Here is a 2,409-nt window from a genome sequence, read left to right as displayed (position 1 = left end):
AGCATATTGGTCTGGTCGGAAATATCGGTAATCAGCTTGAGAACATGATCGATATTGTTGGATGCCTCGACCAGTTCCTTGATACCGCGCATGGTTTCGCGGGCCTGATCAACCGCCTTTTTGGCGATTTCATTTGAAAAGACAACCTGACGATTGATCTCCTCAATCGAACTGTTGAGCTCCTCTGTCGCCGAAGCAACGGAATCCACATTGCCACTTGCCTCTTCACTGGCCGAGGCAACAGCCGTCGTTTGCTCTGACGCCGCATTTGCGATCTGGGACATGCCGGTGGCCGTTGCCTGCAACTCGACAGCCGCAGCAGCGACCGCCTCGATAATGGTCCCGACACTTGTCGTGAAGCTGTCCGCAGTCTGGTTCATGAACCGCCGCTGTTCTTCCTTGGACCGTTCTTCCTGCGCACGGGCTTCGGCTTCGAGTTCATCATTGCGGATGGCGTTGGTTTTAAACACCTGAACCGCCTGTGCCATCTGGCCGATCTCGTCCTTGCGGGTCTGTCCGGGAATTTCAACGCCCAGATCATGATCGGCCAGCCTGCGCATGATGGTCGTAATCGCAGTGATCGGACGCGACAAACGATCCCCCATGACCCAGGCCAGAACCATCCCAAGAACGGCACCACCAATCGATGCGACCAGGATTTCCTTTTCTGCCAGAATGATTTCGGCGACGACCTTTTCAAAGATGTTGTGCTCTGCCACCGCCAGTTCCTGTTTCAGGGCCTCGGCATCGGCGATAATACCCTCGGATGCTTCGCGCATGGTCCCGTGGACCGTGGCGACAATTTCCAGTTCGTCGGCACGGATCTTGTCGAACACTTCACGGTAATCAGCAAACAGGTTCTTGGCATCATCCAGCACAGCTTTCAGGTCACCCGTAAGCGGTTGATTGCCGATTTGCCCCAGTGCGGCCTCAAGCTTTGCAAATTCATCGGCGGATTTGGCGCCAAAGCTGTCATCCTGACGACCAATCAGGATATTGGCATACAACCTTGCCAGAAGCGCATGTTCACGTGCCGCGACTGAGCGTTTGAGGAGTTCAAGATCGCCGGTGTCCTGCGCATGGGCAACAAGCTTGTCGAGATCGGCAACGATCTTGATCCCGTCAGGTTCAAGGCGATCCAGGATCAGGGAATGGTATTCGTCGCTCAGGCTTTTGGCCGAGGCGAAGCTCGTAAGATAAGCATCAAGCTCTTCGGCAATGTGTTCGATGCGGTTTCGATGTTGTTCGCCGATAAATTTCTCACGAGCGTCATCAAGCATCAGATCAAGCTGCTTGGCATAGGCAAACACGGCTTCGGCATCTGCCGGATCAGCCGTATTGGCAAATTCACGCGCGTGACTGTTAAAGCGCAGGAATTGCGTTTCGATCTCGCTGATCAGCGCGGCTTCTTCAACATAATGGGCATATTCATCCACATCGTGTGAGACAGCAACAAAGGTGAAATACGCAAAGGCAAGTGCCGAAATGAGAATTGCCAGCACCACGGCAAAACCAGCCAGAATTTTTGTTTTTATCTGCATGTCAGCCAACACACCTGAGTTGAGAACCAAAGCAGAGGACCCCGAAACCATCGTCAATCTCCCTGAATGGCGATGATCTTCATCAACGCTATCCGTCAAATTTCGCAGCACGTTTCGCGACTCAAAATCCATCCCAATTCCCTCTGATCGGGAGGTACAAGTCGCGCGCACTACGTTAAAATCAAGGTGGGGAACAGAAATACAACTTCAAGCACCCGTTGATAATTCATCATGGGCACTTGAAAAATCCCGGAAGTCCGGGCATTTGGCCGAGGTAACCGGACAATCCGTGTAACGACTTTGGGGTGTGCTTTTAATCCGCTGCGATCCGAAGCAGATCAGGTGATGGGTGATCGGTCTTCGAAGACAACGCGGCATAAGCCGGCGGTACCATCAATCGCACGGGATAGGGGGACAAGCTGATTTCGCACGGCAGCTTTCCGGCACTTTCCCCGTCAATCTGAAGCGGGGCCGGGCCGCAATGACTGGTGATCGTGATGCGCTCTGCCCGGACCACCGAAACGTCACTTTGGGCATGCAAACGATTAAGCGTCAGTGCCAGACCATAACGTGACAAGGCCCCGATTCCGTTGCCCGGCATCAGCACCACATCAAGGCTGTTGGCGGTCAGGCTGGCATCGGGCGATATGACAAATGCCCCGCCATAATGTTGCGCATGGGTTACAACCACGCCCGACACCCGATAATTTTCCCGGCCAATACTGACTTCAAAATCACGATGGCGCGGGAAAAAGATGTTGCGAAGGCCTTCCAGAACATAGGCCCCCTTGCCAATCAGGCGTTTGAGGCGCAGCGAAACATTGGCGACCGTATCGGCATCGGCCCCCATGCCGACCATCAAAAAGAA

2 protein-coding genes are annotated in these 2,409 nt (G+C 53.8%); both read right to left on the bottom strand.

Features of this window, described 5'->3' with window-relative positions; translation table 11 throughout:
• The coding region (locus tag B3Z49_RS18670; RefSeq protein WP_296993579.1) for a HAMP domain-containing protein at window positions 1-1,541 on the bottom strand (1,541 nt) is incomplete at its 3' end.
• 313 nt (window positions 1,542-1,854) lie between these two features.
• Window positions 1,855-2,409 (bottom strand): diacylglycerol/lipid kinase family protein (locus B3Z49_RS18665; RefSeq protein ID WP_414716272.1); only part of this gene is annotated, 555 nt, incomplete at its 5' end.

The organism is Thalassospira sp. UBA1131 (assembly GCF_002311515.1).
GTDB lineage: Bacteria > Pseudomonadota > Alphaproteobacteria > Rhodospirillales > Thalassospiraceae > Thalassospira.
The sequence above is the reverse complement of the archived record's forward strand: the minus strand, read 5'-3'. Positions and strand labels throughout refer to the sequence as shown.